This is a genomic window from Mesorhizobium sp. M7A.F.Ca.CA.002.09.1.1 (assembly GCF_003998555.1).
Taxonomy (GTDB): Bacteria; Pseudomonadota; Alphaproteobacteria; order Rhizobiales; family Rhizobiaceae; genus Mesorhizobium; species Mesorhizobium ciceri.
This window is the reverse complement of sequence record NZ_RZRR01000907.1, coordinates 1-2221: the sequence shown is the minus strand read 5'-3', so window position 1 is coordinate 2221 and position 2221 is coordinate 1. Positions and strand designations below refer to the sequence as shown.

The window sequence follows — 2221 nt, the reverse complement described above, 5'->3', positions numbered from 1 at the left end:
CCACCAGATCGCAGCCGGCAAGGTCGGCGTAGTCCGCCGTCGGCGTGATCAGCGACAGCAGTTTGTCCTTGTCCTCCGGCTTGGCGCGGCCCTTCTTGACCTGATCCGAGACCAGGCTGTCGGAATGCGCCTTGCCCTTGGCGGCCGACTCCAGATCACGGTCGAGCAGCACCACCGGGATGCCGGCCTTGGCGGTGACATAGGCGATGCCGGCGCCCATGAAGCCGGCGCCGAGAATGCCGATCTTCTTGAACTTGGTTTCGGGCACGCCGGCCGGGCGGCGGGCGCCCTTGTTCAGTTCCTGCAGCGACACAAACAGCGAGCGGATCATCGCCGCCGCTTCCCTGGTCTGCATGATCTCGGTGAAATAGCGCTGCTCGATGCGCAAGGCGGTGTCGAATGGCACCAGCAGGCCTTCATAGACGCATTTGAGGATCGCGGCGGCGGCCGGATAGTTGCCATAGGTCTCGCGGCGCAGGATGGCGATGGCCGGCGGCCACAGATTGAAACCGGCCGGCGAATAGATCTGGCCGCCGGGCAGCTTGAAACCTTTCTCGTCCCATGGCGCCACCGGCTTCAGGCCATTCCTGATCATCGCCTTGGCGGTCTCGACCAACCTTGTCGGCTCGGCGATCTCATGGATCAGGCCCATCGACTTGGCCTTCTGCGGCGACAGCGTCTGGCCGGAGGTCAGCATCTGCAACGCCTGCTGCTGATCGGTCAGCCGCGGCACGCGCTGGGTGCCGCCGGCGCCCGGGAAGATGCCGATCTTCACCTCGGGAAGCGCCATCTTCACCTTGTCGCTATCGGCGGCGACACGGCCGTGGCAGGCGAGCGACAATTCGAAGGCGCCGCCCATGCAGGTGCCGTTGATCGCCGACACCCACGGCTTTCCTGATGTTTCCAGCTTGCGGAACAGGCCGGTCATCATGCCGGCATTGTCGAACAGCGCCTTGGTCGCCTTTTCGGCGTCCTTGCCCTTTTCCGCGGCGAAGGTCGTCAGCATCTTCTGCAGCAAAGAGATATCTGCACCGCCGGAGAAGGTATCCTTGCCGGAGGTGATCACGGCGCCCTTGATGGCGGCGTCACCAGCCACCTTGTCGACAATGGCGTTCAATTCCCGCATCGCCTCTTCGGTGAAGACGTTCATCGAACGGCCGGGCATGTCCCAGGTGACCAGCGCAATGCCGTCGGCGTCGGTGTCGAGGGCGAAATTGGTGTAGCTCATCGTTTCTCTCCCCGTCAGACGCGTTCGATGATGGTTGCGGTGCCCATGCCGGCGCCGATGCACAGCGTCACCAGAGCGGTGTTGAGATCGCGCCGCTCGAGTTCGTCCAGCACCGTGCCGAAGATCATCGCGCCGGTGGCGCCGAGCGGATGACCCATGGCGATGGCACCGCCATTGACGTTGATCTTGTCATGCGGAATGTCGAAAGCCTGCATGTAGCGCAGCACCACCGAAGCGAAGGCTTCGTTGAGCTCGAACAGGTCGATGTCCGAGAGCTTCATCTTGGCGCGCTTCAACAGCTTCTCGGTGACGTCGACCGGACCGGTCAGCATCAGCACAGGCTCGGAGCCGATGTTGGCGAAGGTGCGGATACGCGCGCGGGGCTTCAGCCCCATCGCCTTGCCGGCCTTCTTCGAACCGAGCAGCACGGCCGCCGCACCATCGACGATGCCGGACGAATTGCCGGCATGATGGACGTGGTTGACCTCTTCCACTTCGGGATGCTTCTGCACCGCGACCGCATCGAAGCCGCCCATTTCGCCGGGCATGACGAAGGACGGGTTGAGCGAGGCCAGCGACTGCATGTCGGTCGACGGGCGCATATGCTCGTCATGGTCGAGGATGGTCAGGCCGTTCTGGTCCTTGATCGGAATGACGGATTTCTTGAAGCGGCCATCCGCCCAGGATTTGGCGGCGCGCTTCTGGCTCTCGACCGCATAGGCGTCGACGTCGTCTCTGCTGAAGCCGTATTTGGTGGCGATCAGGTCGGCCGAGATGCCTTGCGGCACGAACCAGCCGGGCAGGCCGACCGAAGGATCCATGAACCAGGCACCGCCCGAGGCGCCCATGCCGACGCGCGACATCGATTCGACACCGCCGGCAATGACGATCTCGTCCGCTCCCTGCGCGATCTTGGCGGCACCGAAATTGATGGCGTCGAGCCCGGAAGCGCAGAAGCGTGAGATCTGCATGCCGGGCGCCTTGGTGTCGTAG

At 63.8% G+C, this 2221-nt stretch carries 2 protein-coding genes; both read right to left on the bottom strand.

What is annotated here, in order from left to right:
* A partial coding sequence (locus EN994_RS28170; RefSeq protein WP_206530515.1) for an enoyl-CoA hydratase-related protein occupies nucleotides 1–1228 on the bottom strand: 1228 nt, incomplete at its 3' end.
* Between the two features lie 14 nt (nucleotides 1229–1242).
* Nucleotides 1243–2221 (bottom strand): acetyl-CoA C-acetyltransferase (locus EN994_RS28165; protein WP_127307995.1); only part of this gene is annotated, 979 nt, incomplete at its 5' end.